18 protein-coding genes are annotated in these 19,168 nt (G+C 39.7%); all 18 read left to right on the plus strand.

Annotated features, from left to right (window positions below; all coding sequences use genetic code 11):
• Positions 1-370 precede the first annotated feature (370 nt).
• Positions 371-1,324, plus strand: a complete 954-nt coding sequence (gene fabD, locus ABE34_RS08990; protein WP_197141856.1) for an ACP S-malonyltransferase — start codon at positions 371-373, stop codon at positions 1,322-1,324.
• Positions 1,317-2,063 carry a 3-oxoacyl-[acyl-carrier-protein] reductase gene (gene fabG, locus ABE34_RS08995; protein WP_197141858.1) on the plus strand — a complete coding sequence of 249 codons (747 nt, stop codon included), beginning with the start codon at positions 1,317-1,319 and terminating at the stop codon, positions 2,061-2,063. The genes fabD and fabG overlap by 8 nt, the downstream gene beginning before the upstream one ends.
• Before the next feature lie 58 nt (positions 2,064-2,121).
• On the plus strand, positions 2,122-2,358 hold the full coding sequence (gene acpP / locus ABE34_RS09000; protein WP_068983180.1) for an acyl carrier protein: 237 nt from the start codon (positions 2,122-2,124) through the stop codon (positions 2,356-2,358).
• Between the two features lie 343 nt (positions 2,359-2,701).
• Positions 2,702-3,466, plus strand: coding sequence for a ribonuclease III (gene rnc / locus ABE34_RS09005; protein WP_276569488.1), 765 nt, complete (start codon positions 2,702-2,704; stop codon positions 3,464-3,466).
• A 3-nt stretch (positions 3,467-3,469) separates the two neighbouring features.
• On the plus strand, positions 3,470-7,051 hold the full coding sequence (gene smc / locus ABE34_RS09010) for a chromosome segregation protein SMC (protein ID WP_197141860.1): 3,582 nt from the start codon (positions 3,470-3,472) through the stop codon (positions 7,049-7,051).
• Positions 7,048-8,301, plus strand: a complete 1,254-nt coding sequence (ftsY, locus tag ABE34_RS09015) for a signal recognition particle-docking protein FtsY (RefSeq protein ID WP_197141862.1) — start codon at positions 7,048-7,050, stop codon at positions 8,299-8,301. Before smc ends, ftsY begins: the two co-directional genes overlap by 4 nt.
• 430 nt (positions 8,302-8,731) lie before the next feature.
• The gene (locus ABE34_RS09020) at positions 8,732-9,067 is read left to right on the plus strand and encodes a putative DNA-binding protein (RefSeq protein ID WP_197141864.1); all 336 of its coding nucleotides are present in this window, start codon (positions 8,732-8,734) and stop codon (positions 9,065-9,067) included.
• A 12-nt stretch (positions 9,068-9,079) separates the two neighbouring features.
• On the plus strand, positions 9,080-10,438 hold the full coding sequence (gene ffh, locus ABE34_RS09025) for a signal recognition particle protein (protein WP_197141866.1): 1,359 nt from the start codon (positions 9,080-9,082) through the stop codon (positions 10,436-10,438).
• Positions 10,439-10,532: 94 nt separating this feature from the next.
• A complete protein-coding gene (gene rpsP / locus ABE34_RS09030; protein ID WP_053483320.1) occupies positions 10,533-10,805 on the plus strand; it encodes a 30S ribosomal protein S16 in 273 nt (90 codons plus the stop codon).
• Positions 10,806-10,820: 15 nt separating this feature from the next.
• Positions 10,821-11,054 carry a KH domain-containing protein gene (locus ABE34_RS09035; RefSeq protein WP_197141868.1) on the plus strand — a complete coding sequence of 78 codons (234 nt, stop codon included), beginning with the start codon at positions 10,821-10,823 and terminating at the stop codon, positions 11,052-11,054.
• Positions 11,055-11,444: 390 nt separating this feature from the next.
• Complete coding sequence (gene rimM / locus ABE34_RS09040) at positions 11,445-11,960, plus strand: ribosome maturation factor RimM (RefSeq protein WP_197141870.1); 516 nt, start codon at positions 11,445-11,447, stop codon at positions 11,958-11,960.
• On the plus strand, positions 11,960-12,697 hold the full coding sequence (gene trmD, locus ABE34_RS09045) for a tRNA (guanosine(37)-N1)-methyltransferase TrmD (RefSeq protein ID WP_197142062.1): 738 nt from the start codon (positions 11,960-11,962) through the stop codon (positions 12,695-12,697). Before rimM ends, trmD begins: the two co-directional genes overlap by 1 nt.
• A gap of 116 nt (positions 12,698-12,813) precedes the next feature.
• Positions 12,814-13,158 (plus strand): 50S ribosomal protein L19, encoded by a 345-nt coding sequence (rplS, locus tag ABE34_RS09050; protein ID WP_079560440.1) that lies wholly within the window; start codon positions 12,814-12,816, stop codon positions 13,156-13,158.
• Between the two features lie 106 nt (positions 13,159-13,264).
• Positions 13,265-13,834 (plus strand): signal peptidase I, encoded by a 570-nt coding sequence (lepB, locus tag ABE34_RS09055; RefSeq protein WP_197141872.1) that lies wholly within the window; start codon positions 13,265-13,267, stop codon positions 13,832-13,834.
• Between the two features lie 352 nt (positions 13,835-14,186).
• On the plus strand, positions 14,187-15,062 hold the full coding sequence (ylqF, locus tag ABE34_RS09060; protein WP_197141874.1) for a ribosome biogenesis GTPase YlqF: 876 nt from the start codon (positions 14,187-14,189) through the stop codon (positions 15,060-15,062).
• Between the two features lie 593 nt (positions 15,063-15,655).
• Entirely contained in the window at positions 15,656-16,414 is a 759-nt protein-coding gene (locus ABE34_RS09065; RefSeq protein ID WP_197141875.1) for a ribonuclease HII, read from the plus strand.
• A gap of 447 nt (positions 16,415-16,861) precedes the next feature.
• Positions 16,862-18,754 carry a hypothetical protein gene (locus ABE34_RS09070; protein ID WP_197141876.1) on the plus strand — a complete coding sequence of 631 codons (1,893 nt, stop codon included), beginning with the start codon at positions 16,862-16,864 and terminating at the stop codon, positions 18,752-18,754.
• Positions 18,751-19,053 carry an EscU/YscU/HrcU family type III secretion system export apparatus switch protein gene (locus ABE34_RS09075; protein ID WP_197141877.1) on the plus strand — a complete coding sequence of 101 codons (303 nt, stop codon included), beginning with the start codon at positions 18,751-18,753 and terminating at the stop codon, positions 19,051-19,053. The genes ABE34_RS09070 and ABE34_RS09075 overlap by 4 nt, the downstream gene beginning before the upstream one ends.
• Positions 19,054-19,168: the final 115 nt, after the last annotated feature.

Here is a 19,168-nt window from a genome sequence, read left to right on the forward strand (position 1 = left end):
CTTTTAGCAGGTGTTTTATGTACCGAAAGCCTAGCGATAGGTACAGTTGTCCAAACACTCGCTGAAATATAGGAACTCAGTCTAAGAACGCCACGTCCTGTGGCAAAGACTGAGTGACCAACATCACGTTGGCCCAAAGCCTCCGGCGGATGTCGCGAAATCGGAAAGGAGTTCACATAGGATGTTAGCCTAAAATCATCGCATACATGCGATAACTGCTAACTGACCTGCATCGGTAAAAACGCCACGTCCTGTGGCATTACCGAAATGACCGACGTCGTGTCGGCCCTCACGCAGGCCTAAGTACAAAGCCGATTCCGGACGCAATTATGCCGAGGCATAATTGATTAAAAAAGGGGATTATTGAGAAATGACAAAAATAGCATTTATTTTTCCAGGCCAAGGTTCTCAAGTAGTTGGGATGGGGCAAGAGTTTATTGAGAATTCGGCAGAAAGTAAAGCATTTTATGAGCGTGCAAATCAATCACTTGGCTTTGAGCTATCTAAGCTTATGCTAGACGGACCAGCTGAGGAGTTAACATTGACTTACCATGCTCAGCCTGCACTCCTAACTACAGGTGTGATGGTTGCAGAAAAATTACGTGCTGCAGGTATTATGCCAAATTATACAGCTGGACATTCACTTGGGGAATATGGCGCATTAGTAATCGCTGGTGTGCTATCGTTTGAGGATGCCGTGTCTGTTGTGCATAAACGTGGACTTTATATGAATGAAGCTGTACCTGCAGGGCAAGGTGCTATGGCTGCCATTCTAGGGATGGAGCTTGAGGCACTGCATGCAGTAACTGAAAAAGTTTCTTCAGCAGGTGATCCAGTTCAAGTTGCAAATGTAAACTGTCCTGGACAAATTGTTATTTCTGGCACAAAGGAAGGCGTTGAAAAAGCTTCTTTAGCGGCTAAGGAAGCTGGTGCAAAACGAGCAATTCCTTTAGTTGTTAGTGGTCCATTCCATTCAGAGTTAATGCGACCATCATCTGAAAAGCTAAGAGAAGCGTTGGCTGATATATCATTGTCAGTTCCGCAAATTCCAGTAGTCGGTAATGTAATGGCGAAAGTGCTAGAGGATGTTCCGGCTATTCAACATGAACTAGTAGAACAAGTATATAGTGCTGTGCAATGGGAAGCATCTGTGCGTGAAATGATTTCGCAAGGTGTGGACGTCTTTATAGAATGTGGACCAGGCAAAGTATTGAGTGGATTAGTGAAAAAAGTTGATCGATCTGTCACGACATACTGTGTTTATGATGAAACATCATTAGAGGCTGTACTAGAAGCATCGAAGGAGTGGACGATTAATGCGTAAATTAGAGGGTAAAGTAGCTGTTGTAACTGGTGCTTCACGTGGAATAGGACGTGCTATTGCATTAAAGCTTGCTAATGAGGGTGCTAAAGTTGTCGTAAACTACAGCGGTTCACAAGCAAAAGCAGAAGAAGTTGTCGCAATGATTCAAGAGAATGGTGGCGAGGCAATAGCTGTACAAGCAAGTGTTTCAAAAACAGAGGAAGTTACAGCTTTAATGGATGCAACGGTGAAAACATTCGGCTCGCTTGATATTTTAGTTAATAATGCGGGGATTACACGTGATAACTTGTTAATGCGTATGAAAGAAGATGAATGGGACGATGTATTAGATACGAACCTAAAGGGCGTTTTCCTTTGTACAAAAGCAGTAACACGTCAAATGATGAAGCAACGTGCAGGCCGTATCATTAATATTTCATCCATTGTTGGTGTAGCTGGTAATGCCGGGCAAGCTAATTACGTAGCAGCAAAAGCAGGTGTTATTGGATTAACTAAAACGACTGCTAAGGAATTAGCATCACGTAATATTTTAGTAAACGCAATTGCACCAGGCTTTATCGAAACTGAAATGACTGATCAACTACCAGAAGATATAAAGCAAGGTATGCTTACGCAAATTCCGCTAGCAAAACTTGGGCAGCCTGAGGATATCGCAAAGGCTGTAACTTTCCTAGCTTCAGATGATGCTACCTATATGACGGGGCAAACGTTACATATAGATGGCGGTATGATCATGTAATTTCAATTAGTCATAAATAATGATTTTTTGTATAATCATTTGAGGGGAGGTGAATGATTTGACTACAGTATTAGAACGCGTAACAAAAGTAATCGTGGACCGTTTAGGTGTTGAGGAAAGTGAAGTTACTCTAGAAGCTTCTTTCCGTGATGATTTAGGTGCTGACTCATTAGACGTAGTTGAGCTTGTAATGGAGCTTGAAGACGAATTCGATATGGAAATTTCTGATGAAGATGCTGAAAAAATCTCAACAGTTGGTTCTGCAATTTCATACATCGAAAGTAAAATCAACTAATGCGTTTTAACTTTATTTAGCAGAAATTAATCACCTCTAGCGGTGCTGACATGGCTGCGGTCATTTTACAATAAAAGTTTATGATTCAATAAAGTTAAAGCCTTTGGCAGAAATTACTCTTGCTTTTCTTTCGTGTGAAGAGCAGAAAAATGCTAAGGTGTATTTAAAAAAAGGGACGAAATGGTTCGTTGTGCGAACTGTGAACGTCCCTTTTTTTTATTTTGGAAAAAAATTAAATGATTAAACTTCCAAAACATTGCATTTAAGCCGAAATAATTTTGCATAAATGCCTTGAAAAAGGTACACTTAAACGGTAGAAACTATTAGGAAGGCAGATTGTTCAATGGCTATGAAAAGAAAAGGAACTATGCAGAAATCTGGCGTGCTTCCTGAAAAAGTACGCAATCAATTCGAGCTGTTACAGCATGAATTAAATATCACATTTAGTAATAAAAATTTATTGTATCAAGCATTCACGCATTCATCTTATGTGAATGAGCATCGCCGTAAATTGTTTACGGATAATGAGCGTCTTGAATTTTTAGGAGACGCAGTACTTGAACTGTCTGTTTCTAAATACCTTTTTGAGAAATACCCTAATATGAGTGAGGGTGAGCTGACGAAGCTACGAGCATCCATAGTATGTGAGCCATCACTTGTTATCTTTGCAAATGAATTAGGTTTTGGCCGCTTTGTATTACTCGGAAAAGGTGAGGAATTAACAGGTGGACGGGAACGCCCAGCGCTACTTGCAGATGTATTTGAGTCATTTGTTGGCGCCCTTTATTTAGATCAAGGCTTACAAACGGTTGTGTGCTTTTTAGAACGAATCGTATTCCCGAAAGTAGAAGTCGGTGCTTTTTCGCATGTGATGGATTTCAAAAGCCAATTGCAAGAAATGGTGCAGCAAACAAATAATGGTCTTCTCCATTATGAAATTGTTGATGAAAAGGGTCCAGCGCATAACCGTACCTTTGTATCGAGCGTACTGTTGAATGGACAGGAGCTTGGAGTTGGTCGTGGGAAATCAAAAAAAGAAGCCGAGCAGCAAGCAGCGCAATGTGCAATGCGTACGATGCGTGAACGCACTGCAAAAGAGGAGGCTTAATAGATGTTCCTAAAACGACTCGAAGTGATTGGCTTTAAATCTTTTGCGGAGCGCATTGGAATTGATTTTGTACCCGGTGTTACAGCAGTGGTTGGACCAAATGGCAGTGGAAAAAGTAATGTCACTGATGCCATTCGTTGGGTACTGGGGGAGCAATCGGCAAAGTCGTTACGTGGGGCAAAGATGGAGGATGTTATTTTTGCTGGGAGTGACTCACGTAAGCCACTAAACTTTGCAGAGGTAACGCTTATTTTAGATAACACAGATGAACAGCTTGCTTTTTCATATACAGAAGTCAGCGTAACAAGACGCGTATACCGTTCAGGTGATAGTGAATATTTACTTAATAACCAGCAGTGTCGCCTGAAGGATATTACGGACTTGTTTATGGACTCGGGACTTGGGAAAGAGGCCTTCTCCATTATTTCACAAGGCCGTGTCGATGAAATTTTAAATAGCCGACCTGATGACCGTCGTTCAATTTTTGAAGAGGCAGCTGGCGTGTTAAAGTATAAACTGAGAAAGAAGAAGGCAGAGCATAAGCTTGTTGAAACAGATGAAAATTTGTATCGTGTTTTAGATATTTTACATGAGCTAGATAGTCGTCTGGAGCCGTTAGAAATTCAGGCATCAAGTGCAAGAGATTATGTGCAAATGTCAACGGAGTTAAAGGATTTTGATATCGCCATCCTTGTGCACGATTTAAAAAATTGTGCACAATCTTTGCATGCTCTGAAAACTGAGTACACAGAACTTTATGAAACAGAGCAAAAACAAGCTCATCATATTTCTTCGATAGAAAAGCAAACTGCCAGTATTCGTAAGGTTTTAAAAGAGCTAGATGATTATTTAGATACTACTCAGGCTGAGTTTGTTAATGCAACGATGGAGGTAGAGCGTTGGGATGGTCGTAAAGCGTTAATGGCTGAAAAGCGACAAAATGCTTCTAATCAACTACTTCAATTAAATACGGCATTACAAGAAGAAAAAGATGAGGTTGAGTCTCTTATAGCTCAAGAGCAAGAGAAAAAAGAATTGTTTGGTGAAAAGCAGCAAGAGGTATCAGAGCTGAAACAAAGCATAAAGCAATTAGAACAATCTTTAAATCGCTCTGTTTCTGAAATTGAACAAGAAATTGAAGAACAAAAAAACCGATATATCGACTCCTTAAACGAAGAAGCAACGGTAAAAAATGAATTAAAAAATATTGAACAACAAATAGTACAGCAAAAAGCGATGGCGGCACGAATGTCAGGCCAAACGGATGAAATCGGGCAAGAACTTTCGCAAGTTTTAGCGGAAAAAGAGAAGCTAGTTGTTGCTCATACGACAACGACTAGCGAGTTACAGGAAAAGCTTGAGCAATATGAAGAATTGCAAATACAGCTTAAGAACGTGAATGCATCGTTTAATGAAAAGCAGGAAATGCTTTATAAAGCTTATCAGCATCAGCAGCAACTTAAGGCTAGAAAAGATACGTTAGCTGAACTAGAAGCAGATTTCTCTGGGTTCTTCCATGGCGTAAAAGAAGTATTATTAGCGCGTGATAAAGGTGAATTAGCTGGGATTGAGGGAGCTGTTGCTGAGTTAATTCAAGTGGATGGGAAATATTCACAGGCTATTGAAACGGCATTAGGGGCAGCCTCTCAGCATATTGTGACAACCGAAGAACGATATGCTCAACAGGCGATTCATTGGTTAAAACAAAAGAGAGCTGGACGCGCAACATTTTTACCGAAGACAGTTATCAAGTCACGAAAAATTAATCTATCTATGATTCAGCTAGCCACTGAGCACCCAGCATTTGTTCAAATGGCTGATGCACTTGTCACGTTCGGTGAAGAGAACCGTACAATTGTCGAGAACCTCCTTGGCAATGTCATCGTTGCATCAAGTTTAGAAGGTGCAAGTCAAATTGCTCGATTATGCGGATTTAGATATCGTGTTGTAACACTTGATGGTGATATCGTCAATGCGGGCGGTTCATTAACAGGTGGTGCAACGAAGCAACAATCGTCACTTTTTACAAGGAAAGCAGAATTAGATGGTTTAATAGTAAAGCTAGAATCGTTGGAAGCATCTATTTATAGTGCTGAACAGTCTGTAGCGGATGAAAAAGAGAAGCTTGCAGTATTACGAGACAAAGTAGAGCAATTGAAACTTGAAGGTGAACAACTTCGAAAAGATGAAATGCAGCAAGCGAGTCGTATTCGTGAGTTAGAGGTTGTCGAGAAAAGCTTATCTGCACGAGTATCTTTTGCTTCTAATGAAACGCAAGATGTAAAAACTCGCGAAGAAGCATTATTAGCTCAAAAGGAAGCGGCCACTGAGAGATTAACTTCATTAGCGACAGAGCTGTTAGAAATAAATGAAACAGTGGAACAACTAAGTAAAGTGAAGCTACAAAGTGAATCGGAAAAAGATTTACTTCGTGAGCAGTCAGCGGAAAAACGCTCGCAGTTAGCTGTAATGCAGGAGCAAATGTCACAAGTGCAAATTGCTACAGCAGAGTTAGCCCTACAATTAAACAAAGCTCGTCAAAAAGTCGACAATATTTCTCAGGAAATAATCTGGCTTCAATCTGATGAATCGACAAAACTTTTAAGCGATGAAGAAGTAGATGAGCAGGTTTCTACGTGGAAAGTGAGAAGAGATTCTCTGCAAGATACTATTTCACAGAAAAAAGATGAAAAAGTATCACAACAACAAGAGCTTACTACTTTAGAAGAACAGCTGAAAGAATTGCAACGTACGCATAAAGGTTATCTTGAGGCGATCCGTGCAAATGAATTGAAGCGTAGTCGCGTAGAATTTGAAATCAATAATTTCAATGAACAGCTAGAAGAAAATTATCAACTAACATTTGAGGAAGCTGAAGAGTTAGCTCTAGCCATTGAAGATGAAGAGCATATGCGACGTCGAGTGAAATTACTGAAGAAATCTATAGAAGAGCTAGGTCCGGTTAACTTGAGCGCCATTGAGGAGTACGAACGGGTACTTGAACGTCATTCATTTTTAACTGAGCAGCGTGAAGATTTACTTGCTGCACAGGAAACGTTACATGAGGCTATTAAAGAAATGGATGAAGAAATGACGCTGCGATTTAGTGAAACATTCTATGCGATTCGAGAGCAATTTAAACGTGTATTCCGTGAATTGTTTGGTGGAGGTCAGGCGGATTTAGTATTATTGGACCCTCAAAACCTGCTTGAAACAGGTATTGAAATTGTAGCTCAACCGCCAGGGAAAAAACTACAAAATCTAAGCTTGCTTTCAGGTGGCGAACGTGCACTAACTGCAATCGCTTTATTATTCTCCATTCTAAATATACGACCTGTACCATTCTGTATTCTCGATGAGGTAGAGGCGGCTTTAGATGAGGCGAATGTCGTTCGATATAGCCAATATTTGAAGAAGTTTAGCCGCAATACGCAGTTTATTGTCATCACACATCGTAAAGGAACGATGGAGGGTGCAGATGTATTGTATGGTATTACAATGCAGGAATCTGGTGTATCTAAACTTGTATCAGTAAAATTAGAAGATGAACCCGTACTTGCGGAGCAAAGGAGCGAACAAGCATGAGTTTTTTTAAACGTTTAAAAGATAAATTGGTAGGCAACCCAGTCGAGGAAGAAAAAAAGGTAGAAGAGATTAATGAAGAAGTTGCTGAACAGAAGCAAGACGAAGCAACTGAGCCTGCTCAAATTGAAGCAACTGTAGAGGAAACTGAAAAAGTTGAGGAAGTTTCTGTAACGGAAAGCCCAATTGAAACAGAAATTCCTGAAGATATTGACCATGAACAACTTGAGCAACAAGAAGTACAAGAGGTCGCGCTAGTGGAAGAACCAGTAGAGGAGAAAAAGCCTTCTGCATGGTCTATTACACAAAAGTTCAAGGCTGGACTGGAAAAAACGCGTAATTCATTTACTTCAAAAGTAAATGATCTAGTTGCTCGCTATCGAAAAGTGGACGAAGATTTCTTTGAAGAATTAGAAGACTTATTATTACAGGCAGACGTTGGCTTTGAAACAGTAATGGAGCTAATGGATAAATTACGCTTCGAGGTTCAGCGTAAAAATATCAAAGATACAAACGGAATTCAAACGATTATTTCTGAAAAACTTGTGGAAATTTATGAGCAAGGAGAAGATGATTTAATCGAACTTAATATGCAACCTGAAGGGGAGCTTACTGTCATTTTATTCGTTGGGGTAAATGGTGTTGGGAAAACGACTACTATCGGTAAACTTGCCCATCGTCTAAAATCACAAGGTAAAACAGTTGTTTTAGCGGCAGGTGATACTTTCCGTGCTGGTGCCATCGACCAATTACAAGTTTGGGGTGACCGCGTTGGCTGTGAAGTGATTAAACAATCAGAAGGCTCAGATCCAGCAGCGGTTATGTACGATGCTATTCGTGCAGCGAAAAACCGTAAAGCAGATGTGTTGATTTGTGATACAGCAGGGCGCCTGCAAAATAAAGTGAACTTAATGAATGAGCTTGAGAAAGTTCATCGAGTAATCTCCCGAGAGATACCGGATGCTCCGCATGAAGTACTATTAGCATTAGATGCAACAACAGGTCAAAATGCACTTGTTCAAGCACAAACATTTAAGGAAGCTACAAATGTAACAGGAATCGTTTTAACAAAGCTTGACGGCACTGCTAAAGGTGGTATTGTTCTTGCTATTCGAAATAAATTACACATTCCTGTAAAGTTTGTTGGTCTTGGTGAAAAGATGGATGATTTACAACCATTCGATGCAGAACGCTATGTGTATGGTTTATTTGCGGATGGTTTAGATAAAGAATTACAAAATAATGAGGACTAGGTTCATCACCAAAAGTTGTAGATGTCTTTTGTTAAAACGTCTACTATGTAAATAAGTTGATCTTCGTTACGGCAGGGCCGCTCCTTGGGGGAGTAGCAATAGAGGAACGGAGGCTAAAAGTATCACATCCTGTGATAACGTCTTCGTGAACCAACACCATGTTGGCCGACGCCCCCTGGAAAGCGCCTAGTCGGAATGGACATCAACCACACGTTTTGGTGATGGACCGAGGATTAATATTTGAGTAAGTAAATTTGTAATTGCGCTCGTCTGTACAGGAATCGCATTGTTTAAAAGGGAAATACTAGCTATAGGTGAAAAACGCCTAAAAAGCAGTTAATTAAGGCTTTTAGACAAGGAGATTACCTTGACACAGACGGGCGCTTTTCGATATGATACAAATGACTAATTACGGGAGGAGAAATATTCGATGCTACTTGAAAAAACAACACGCATGAACTTTCTCTTCGACTTTTATCAGGCATTATTAACAGATAAGCAACGAAGTTATATGGAACTATATTATTTAGATGATAACTCGCTTGGAGAAATCGCTGAATCGTATGGAGTTTCACGCCAAGCTGTTTATGATAATATTCGTCGAACAGAAGCGATGCTTGAAGAATATGAAGAAAAACTATGTTTATTAGAAAAATTTCAACAACGTACACAAATGCTTGCGCAGCTAACAACAGGGATTACAGAACAAAGTATGACAGGTGAAGAGCAGTTGGCGCTTATAGAACAGTTGAAAGAATGGGATTAGGAGGCGAAAGCAATGGCTTTTGAAGGATTAGCGGAACGACTCCAAGGAACGATCCAAAAGATTAAAGGTAAAGGTAAAGTATCGGAACAAGACGTTAAAGAAATGATGCGAGAAGTCCGATTTGCTTTAATCGAGGCGGATGTTAACTTAAAAGTTGTCAAAGAATTCGTTAAAAAGGTCAGTGAACGTGCTGTCGGCGTGGATGTTATGCAAAGCTTAACGCCAGGTCAGCAAGTTATTAAAATCGTACAAGACGAATTAACAGAATTAATGGGTGGCGAACAAAGCCCAATCAAATTTAATACAAAACCACCGACAGTTATTATGATGGTCGGCTTACAAGGTGCGGGGAAAACGACTACTACTGGTAAATTGGCAAATGTGTTACGTAAAAAATATAATCGTAAGCCATTGCTAGTTGCTGCTGACGTTTATCGTCCAGCGGCTGTTCAACAGCTGCAAACATTAGGAAAACAATTATCCCTACCTGTTTTTGCGTTAGGAACTGATGTATCTCCAGTAGAAATTGCACGACAGGCAATTGAGTTGGCCAAAGAAGAACATCATGATGTTGTCATAATCGATACAGCAGGGCGCTTGCATATCGATGAAGAATTAATGCAAGAGTTAAAAGATATTCGTGCGTTAAAAGAGCCGGATGAAGTGTTCCTAGTTGTAGATGCTATGACAGGTCAGGATGCTGTAAACGTGGCAGAAAGTTTTAACGAAGCAATCGGTATTACTGGGGTTGTTTTAACAAAGCTTGATGGTGATACACGTGGTGGTGCGGCGTTATCGATTCGTTCCGTTACGCAGAAGCCGATTAAATTTGTCGGTATGGGTGAGAAGATGGATGCGCTAGAACCTTTCCATCCAGAGCGTATGGCGTCTCGTATATTAGGTATGGGTGACGTTTTATCGCTTATTGAAAAGGCTCAGGCAAATGTTGACGAAGCAAAGGCTAAAGAACTAGAGGAAAAATTTAAAACTCAGAGCTTTACATTTGATGATTTTGTTGAGCAATTGCAGCAAGTAAAGAAAATGGGGCCACTTGAGGATATTTTAAAAATGTTACCAGGTGCCGGCAAAATCAAAGGCTTAGACAATGTTAAAGTTGATGATAAGCAAATGGGCCGCGTAGAAGCGATTATTTATTCGATGACACCTGCTGAAAAGACGAATCCGGAAATCATTAACGGTAGCCGTAAAAAGCGCATAGCGAAGGGCTCTGGGACATCAATTCAAGAGGTAAATCGTTTAATAAAGCAATTTGATGAAATGAAAAAAATGATGAAGCAAATGACAGGCATGGCAAGTGGCAAAGGAAAGAAAAAGATGAAACTACCAGGCTTCGATTCATTGTTTAAATAATAATTTTTAGGTGTTAAGAAAAAACACTTTACAAACAACCTAAACATTGATAATATACTATCTTGTGTGAAACTTATTCGGAGGTGCTATTAAAATGGCAGTTAAAATTCGCTTAAAACGTATGGGAGCTAAAAAATCTCCTTTCTATCGTATCGTAGTTGCAGACGCTCGTTCACCACGTGACGGTCGTTCAATCGAAACAGTTGGTACTTACAACCCACTAACTCAACCAGCTACTGTAAACATCGATGAAGAGAAAGCTCTTAAATGGTTAACTGACGGTGCAAAACCATCAGATACAGTGCGTAACTTGTTCTCAGAACAAGGAATTATGGAAAAATTCCATAACCAAAAATTCAGTAAATAATCGGGGGCGACGTCTTTGAAGCAGCTGATTGAAGCAATCGTTTTACCGTTAGTCGATTATCCAGATGAAGTTCGTATTGAGACGGATGAAAATGCAAATCGAATTGTTTATAAGCTTTTTGTTCATCCAGAGGATCGAGGGAAAGTCATAGGCAAGCAAGGGCGAGTAGCGAAAGCAATTCGTACAATTGTTTATTCAGCGGCGGGTAGTCACCATCAAAAAAAGACCTACGTCGATATATTGGATTGATAGAAAAGATTTTCACGCTCTTTTACATGCAACAAGCACTGGAGAGTCCTGATAGGTATGTTTACATGCACTTAGGAATTCGGAGTGGCTTTGAGGTAAAGCGGAAAATCTGGACTACAAAGGAAGGAGCTTGCCGGTTCCTTCCTTTTTTCATTATCATCATTACTTTGAGAAGTAATTGAACATAATGACATTAAGGGACTTCTTAGCTATAACATCGTCCGCCAAAAGTTAATCTGCTACTTTAGGTGAAAGTGAGAGAAGGTTACTTTTGTTCTGGCTAGCTAGTAGCTTGACGGGGATAGGCATGTTTAGCAATTGTGGACTGTGCGAAAAGAGATGTGACAGCACAATTATGTCAAGGCGAAATTCATACGAGGTGAGATTTGAATGGAATGGTTTAATGTAGGTCGTATTGTCAATACACACGGTATTCGCGGTGAGGTGCGTGTGTTATCAACAACAGACTTTGAAGATGAGCGCTTCGCAGTAGGAAATAAGCTTGCGGCGTTTAAAAAAGATGATAAAAAGCCAACATGGATAACAATTGAATCAATGCGTCGTCATAAAAACTTCATTTTATTAACTTTTGAAGGAATGAACAACATTAACATTGTTGAACCTTTTAAAGAAGGAATGCTTAAAATTACGAAGGATCAAATGACAGATGATTTATTAAAGGAAAATGAATATTTCTTCCATGAAATAATTGGCTGTACAATTGTATCTGAAGAAGGCGAAACGATCGGAGTAGTAGCCGATATCCTTCAAACAGGTGCAAATGATGTATGGGTAGTCAAGGGTAATAAAAAAGAGCATTACATCCCATATATCGAAGACATCGTCAAGGAAATTGATGTAGATGAGAAGAAAATTGTGATACATGTAATGGAAGGCTTGTTATGATGAATATCCATGTGTTAAGTCTATTTCCTGATATGTTTACAGGCGTTTTTGGTGCATCCATATTAAAAAAAGCACAGGAAAAAGGTGCTGTAAAGCTAGAAGTAACTGATATCCGTGGATTTTCGGGTAACAAGCATAATCAAGTAGATGATTATCCGTATGGCGGTGGTGCGGGCATGGTATTAAAACCAGAGCCGATGTTTAGCGCTGTCGAGTCTATTACAGAAGGAAGAAATCCTCGTATCATTTTGATGTGTCCACAAGGTGAGCGTTTTACTCAAAAAAAGGCAGAAGAGCTAGCACAAGAACAAGAACTAGTATTTTTATGTGGTCATTATGAAGGTTATGATGAACGCATTCGCCAACATCTTGTTACAGACGAGATTTCAATTGGAGATTTCGTATTAACTGGTGGCGAACTAGGGGCTATGACGGTTATAGATAGCGTTGTACGACTTCTGCCGGGGGTTTTAGGACAAGAGGATTCCCACATACAAGATTCGTTCTCAACAGGCCTTCTAGAGCACCCACATTATACACGACCTGCTGAATTTCGCGGAATGAAAGTACCTGATATTTTACTATCGGGCAATCATGCGAAGATTGAGCAATGGCGTGAGGAAGAATCTTTGAAAAGAACGTTCGAACGTCGTCCGGATTTACTTGAGAATTATCCGTTAACAGATAAACAAAAATTGTATTTAGAAAAACTTAAAAACAATAATAAAGATGCTTGATTGCTATCTATATTTATGATAACATCTAATCTGTACTTCTATGTGGAGTACTGAATTACGGTGTTCCGCTGTGGCATAGATTGCGTGCAAGAGCATCTGTCTAAGGAGAGAAAACAATGTCAAACATTATTACAGAAATTACTAAAGCTCAGCTTCGCACTGATCTACCATCTTTCCGTCCAGGTGATACTGTTAAGGTACACGTGAAAGTAGTAGAGGGTACACGTGAACGTGTCCAAGTATACGAAGGTGTAGTAATTAAACGTCGTGGTGGCGGTATTAGCGAAACTTTCACAGTTCGTAAAATTTCTTATGGTGTAGGTGTTGAACGTACATTCCCTGTACACACACCAAAAATCGCTAACTTAGAAGTTGTACGTCGTGGTAAAGTACGTCGTGCTAAACTTTACTACCTACGTAACCTACGTGGTAAAGCTGCTCGTATTAAAGAAATTCGATAATTATGACTTAAAAGTGAGGGGCTTGTACAACAAGCCCCTTTTCTTTTTGCTTGTCATCTTAAATAGCTATCAACTAAAATGAGGATAGACAAGGGGGCAATTCTCGATGGAAAAACAGGTTAAGGAAAAGAATGAACTATGGGAATGGACTAAAGCACTTCTAATTGCATTTGCGATTGCAGCGATTATTCGTTATTTTTTATTTACACCTATTGCAGTAGATGGAGAGTCCATGATGCCAACCCTTGAAGATGGCGATCGTATGATTGTGAATAAAATCGGTTATAAAATAGGTGAACCAAAACGCTTTGATATTGTTGTATTCCACGCTCCTGAAAAGAAGAACTATATTAAACGTGTTATTGGGCTACCAGGAGATACTTTGGAATATAAAAATGATCAATTATACATTAACGGTGAACCGATAGACGAACCTTATTTAGATGCTTACAAATCAGAAATTACAGAAGGTACTTTAACTGAGGATTTTAAGTTAAACGACATTGATGTAAACCTAAAAGATAATATAATTCCAGAAGGTTATGTTTTCGTTATGGGCGATAATCGCCGATACAGTAAGGACAGTCGTCATATTGGACTTGTTGATCAGAAAGAGATTATTGGTAATACAAGTCTGATTTTCTGGCCGTTTAGTGATATTAAAATTGTAAAGTAATTCTTGAAAGGAAGAGATCAATTATGCCTTGGCATAATTGCGTCTGGAATCGGCTTTGTACTTAGGCCTGCACGAGGGCCGACACGATGTCAGTTATTTCGGTCATGCCACAGGACGTGGCGTTTTTACCGATGCAGGTCAGTTAGCCTAAAATCATCGCATGGATGCGATGATTTTAGGCTAACATCCCCTATTTCAGAACTCCTTTCCGATTCCATGACATCCGCCGGAGGCTTTAACTTCTTTCAGCAAGTGTTTTTTGTAGCGAAAGCGAAGCGTCAGCTACAGGCGTTTGAAAACCTGCTGAAAGAAGTTAAAACTCCCTTTTTCTTTTAGTTTAGGAGGTATAGATATGACTATACAATGGTTTCCAGGGCATATGGCAAAGGCCCGCAGAGAAGTAACAGAAAAATTAAAGCTCGTTGATATTATATTTGAATTAATAGATGCACGCTTACCTCTATCTTCCCGAAATCCGATGATAGACGAAGTGATAAATCAAAAACCACGTCTTCTTATCTTAAATAAACAAGATATGGCAGATGAGCACGAAACGCGTAAATGGGTTGACTACTTTGCACAACGTGGCCATAAAGCAGTAGCAATCAATTCCCTTGAAGGCAAAGGATTACAGCAGGTGACAAAGGCTGCTCAAGAAATATTAAAAGAAAAATTTGACCGTATGAAGTCACGTGGGATGAAGCCAAGAGCTATTCGTGCAATGATTGTTGGAATTCCAAACGTAGGGAAATCGACGCTCATTAATCGCCTAGCAAAGAAAAATATAGCAAAAACGGGGAATACTCCAGGGGTAACTAAAGCTCAGCAATGGATAAAGGTTGGGAAGGAGCTTGAATTACTCGATACGCCAGGTATTTTATGGCCGAAATTTGAAGATCAAGAAGTAGGCTTCAAATTAGCCCTAACAGGTGCTATAAAGGATACTATAACGAATATGGAGGATTTAGCTGTATATGGTCTACGCTTTTTATCCATTCATTATCCAGCACGAATGGAAGAGCGCTATGGCTTCCAGTTTGTACATGAAGATTTAGTTGAGACTTTCGACCATATCGGTAAACTTCGTCGTGTGTTCGGTCCTGGTGGAGAAATCGATTATGATCAAGTAGCTCAACTAATCGTTCGAGATATTCGTGGTTTACATTTAGGCAAATTAACATTTGACTTTGTTGACGAACAACTTGAAAAAGAAACAGAGCAGCAATAAAGAAAACTGTCATACTCACGTCATAAATCGTGAGCGTGACAGTTTTTCTTTTAGGAATACTTATTCTTGCCGATAAATGATATAGAGTGAGAAAAAGAAACAATAAATATTTTTGAATCAATTAGGGGTTTTCATTATAATGTGCGAAAGCGCAGCGACAGCACCGATGTTGGTCATGGAGGCGTTATCACAGGACGTGATGCTTTTAGCCTTCGTTCCTCTATATCGCTGATCCCCGAGGAGTCGCACAGTCTCCACTCCAATCAATAAATATGCATGAAATACCACTAAATGTAATTTTAGTGATGATACAAAATCTGTTCTTTATAAAAAGTATTGTTAGTATAAAAGCATATGGAGCAAAGTGTGAGTGACGTGGAGGCTCAGGCCCCAAACACGTGCGAAAAGCGTCCTCTTAAAGTGTGTGCATACCAGTACATATTACAGAATAGGGACATATTGTGGAACGTGCCAAAATGTTAAGGTGAAACCTTAGCCCTATAAAAAACTACGAACTGAAAGAAATATCGTCGAAAACGTATTAGAACGTAAGATGAGTGATTAACTGTAAGAACCAAAAAGGGAGTAAATAGATGAAAACGATTAAAGAAATTACAGCAGCTTTGAAGGAAGCGGAGGAATGGCAGGACTGGATGACCGGTGTAGAGACGGACGGGCGTGCCGGTGTGCAAAAGGCTTGGCTAAGCTGGAAAAAGCGTCAAGATAAAAAACAACAGCTACTACAGGAACATCAAGCAAAGGTCGATTTCGATCAAAGCTATGGAGGAGATGATGCCTTCATTGCAGGGGTAGATGAAGCAGGACGTGGACCGTTGGCAGGACCAGTAGTAACGGCTGCTGTTATTTTACCTGCAAACTGTGAAGCGCTAGTCGGATTAAATGATTCAAAGCAATTATCAAAAGATAAACGCAGTACCTACGCAGGCTTAATAAAGGAACATGCATTAAGCTATTTTATCCATTTCCAATCAGCGCAACAAATTGATGAATTAAATATTTACGAAGCGACGAAGCAATCGATGAAAACAAGTGTAGAATCGTTATCTATTAAACCTAATTATGTGCTAGTAGATGCTATGACGCTACCAATCTCTATTCCGCAGGATTCAATCATTAAAGGAGATGCAAAAAGCCTAGCTATTGCAGCAGCGTCGATATTGGCAAAAACGGCTCGAGATGATTATATGGATCAACTGGATGAAGAATTCCCTATGTATGGTTTTGCTCAGCATGCGGGGTATGGAACAACACAGCATTTAATAGCACTGGAAGAATACGGTCCGACTATTCATCATCGCAAATCATTTGAGCCGATAAAGTCAATGCTTTAAGGCATTTTAAAAACATAGTAGCATACAGAAAAAAGGCGCATAACCAAAAATGATATTTACTAAAACTATCATGTGCATAAGTTGATTGGAGCGGAGACTGGGCAACTCCTTGGGGATCAGCGATAGAGGAACGAAGGCTAAAAGCATCACATCCTGTGATAACGCCCTCGTGACCAACATCGTGTTGGCCCGAGAACCTGGAGCGAGCAGGCAGTGGAACGAAGGCTAAAACCGTCACGTCCTGTGATAACGCCTTCGTGACCAACATCATGTAGGCCCAAGCGGCTCATCGGACGCTCCTAGGAAGCTTTGCTCTGTGCGAAAGCGTAGCGTCAGCAACAACAAAGCGCCCAGTCAGAGCGGAAAGCAACCCCACGCTATGGTGATGAGCCAAATAAAAATAAAAGCCAATTACGACAAGGAGTAATTGATGAAAGGAGTATGTATATGACAGCCACATCTTTTAATCCGATTCAAATGCAACAAGCTGCTATAACCTCTGCTAATCAGCCACTTACTTTAAAACAAGGACAAATATTTCAAGGAACAATCAAACAATTATATCCAGATCAAATGGCAGAAATACAGGTTGGTCAACAAAAATTTATTGCAAAACTCGAAGTTCCGCTAAAAGCAGGTGATGCGCATTTCTTTCAAGTAACTGGTACAAGCCCACAAACCGAATTAAAAGTTGTTACGGGTCCTATGGCGCAAACGGCTTCCCAAGGTCAACAGATTAATCAGTTACTTGAATCAATGAATTTACCTAAAACAGCTGAATCACAGCAGCTTCTAGCTCATTTTATGAAGGTGCAGCTACCGATTTCAAAAGAGCAGCTGATGCAGGCAGAAATGTGGTTAAAGGCATTGCCGGAGGGCGTAACAAAAATGGATGCCCTTCAAGCCATTCAAAAAATGGTAGAGTTTAAAATGCCAATGACAAATGATGTTTTTCAAGCTCTTCTAAGTGGACAAAAAACTGCGGGTATGGTTTCTGTAATGGAAAACTTTACACAGCTTTTAACGAAGGATATAGCTTTACCAGAAAACCTTAAGCAAAATCTAATGCAACAAATACAAGCAATTGCAAAGCCTTTTGAAGTAGAAACAGGTAGTTTAGTCCTTGCTAAGTCCGTACAAATATTAACTAATAGTGCGACCTCTATGAGTGAAAAGATTCAAGCTATGAATAGTTTAAAAGAGGCGGGGATACTATCTCAGCAGGCAACCTTGCAAAATTGGTCCAGCCTTAGCGATGTAAAGCCTATACAGTCAAATCAGCTGCAACAGGCTGGAGAAGTTATTCAAACAATTTTAACGACAAAATCTGACAACATTCATCATCTTGTTGATCAGCTTAGAACATGGACAGCGAATCAAAGCTTGTTAACTAATGAACAAAAGCAATCATTAAATGAACTTACCGATCGATTTAAACAGCTACCAGCAACTAAACAAACGCTAGAGATTTTTGCAAAACAAATGCAAGAACACCTTATAAAGGCATTTGCAGAAAATTCTTCGGCGCGCTTATTTACACAAGACGCGAATGCACTTTCGGTGAAGGACCATTTATTATCGCTGTTAAAGCATGAAGCAACTACTCCACTACAAAACGAAGCATTTATGCGAAATCTCATGAGAAATAGTGTTGAATCCCCGCAAGCAATGATTCAGCAAATTGTTACACAAGCGGATGCTCATGTACAAAATTCTATGGACAGTAAAGCAATGGAACATGCGCTTAAAACGGTGTTAAAAAATCTAGGAGTTAGCTATGAAGCGACTCTTAGTAATAAGTCAGCCGATTTACAGCAGATAGCCCATCAATTAAAACCGCAATTACATACATTATTGCAGGAAGCGCATGTTACTCCGCAGCTGAAGGAAGCTGCAGAAATGTTAATGGCACGTATGAATGGTATGCAGCTAGCATCAGGGGAAAATGGCCATCAGCATCAGCTTATAATGCAAGTACCATTAGAATTTTTCGGCAAGAAAATGGATGCAACATTACAGTGGAATGGACGCATGAAGGAAGATGGTAAAATTGATGCCAATTACGCACGCATCTTATTTTATTTACAAATGGAATCTATGAAAGAAACGGTTATTGATATGCAAGTCCAAAACCGTGTCGTTTCTGTGACAGTATTTAATGAAAATAATGATATTATTCCGCTTGCCGAACCACTAAAAGCAGCGTTAAAAATAGGATTAGCCGAAAAAGAGTATCAACTTTCAGGGGTTTTTATTAAACAATTTGAGAAAGCCCAACCTGGAAAAAACCCTGTAGTAGAACAGCAGGAGGAACATAGTGGGGTGGATTTTCGCATATGAGTGAAGAAAAATTTACTCGAAAAGAGGCTATCGCTCTCACGTATAAGTTAGGTCGTTTTGATAGTCCAACGGTAGTAGCAAAAGGAAAAGGGAAAGTTGCAGAAAATATATTAGCGCGCGCGAATGAGCACGATGTCCCGATATATGAGGATCCTAACCTTGTTCAACTACTCGGACAATTAGATTTAAATGAGTCAATTCCTGAAGAATTATATGAAGCCGTCGCTGAGGTTTTTGCATTTATTTATCGTCTAGATCAACAACATGCGCAAAAATATAGAAAAAATAGAGAATTCTGATTTTCGGAAATATCTGTTTTAGTACACGAAGTAGAAAAAACCGTCATATTTTTATGTAAAAAATGAATAAAAGACAAGGTATAGACTTTATCAGAATCTTTCGTTAGAATAGATT

This window comes from Lysinibacillus sphaericus, from assembly GCF_015844675.1.
GTDB lineage: Bacteria > Bacillota > Bacilli > Bacillales_A > Planococcaceae > Lysinibacillus > Lysinibacillus sphaericus_E.